General features: G+C 34.2%; 1 pseudogene. It reads right to left on the reverse strand.

Going from position 1 to position 597, the window contains the following annotated elements:
* A pseudogene (locus HMPREF9074_RS06205) lies at nt 1-402 on the reverse strand (MotA/TolQ/ExbB proton channel family protein); the annotation flags it as partial.
* Between the last annotated feature and the right edge of the window lie 195 nt (nt 403-597).

A 597-nucleotide genomic window follows, 5' to 3' on the forward strand; every position in this document is an offset into this window, starting at 1 on the left:
TAACTTATACACCTCTAAAGTACCTGCATTTTCAATAGCTTTGTTGATATCTTCAAGCGGTTTCCCGATGCGTGATACTCCTTTTTCTATAAGGCGTGCTACAGGTGTGTTTGATTGCACACATAGCATTTTAGCAGCATCTAATCGACCTGCTGCTATACAATCGCGTATTTTGTACATAAAAGTTTTATCTACTTGCGAAGCTGCTTTGATAGCAAATGTGCGTTCGAAATAGATGTAGAGTGCCACACCCAACATCAGGAAGAGAACCCCGATAATGATAATATTACCCGTGCCACCGTCTATAATCATATCCATTATAGAAAGTGTTTTTTCTTGTACTTCAGGGGCAGCATTATTAGTTTGTGTAGCTATCCCCATAGCCGTTTGTAATCCTAACATAACTTCTTGTTTTTAGCTTTTAAAATCTCGCAAAAGTAGTAAATAATTATCAAATAGCAATTAATAAATGAAAAAACAATTGAATAAAGAAGCTGTTTTTTATAGAAGTATTTGATTTTCAGAGGTTAATTATTACTTATTAAACACAAAAAAAGGCTCTCAAAAAATGAGTAGCCTTTTTTTGTTTTGTGGACT

This window comes from Capnocytophaga sp. oral taxon 329 str. F0087 (genome assembly GCF_000213295.2).
In the GTDB taxonomy this organism is placed as follows: Bacteria; Bacteroidota; Bacteroidia; order Flavobacteriales; family Flavobacteriaceae; genus Capnocytophaga; species Capnocytophaga leadbetteri_A.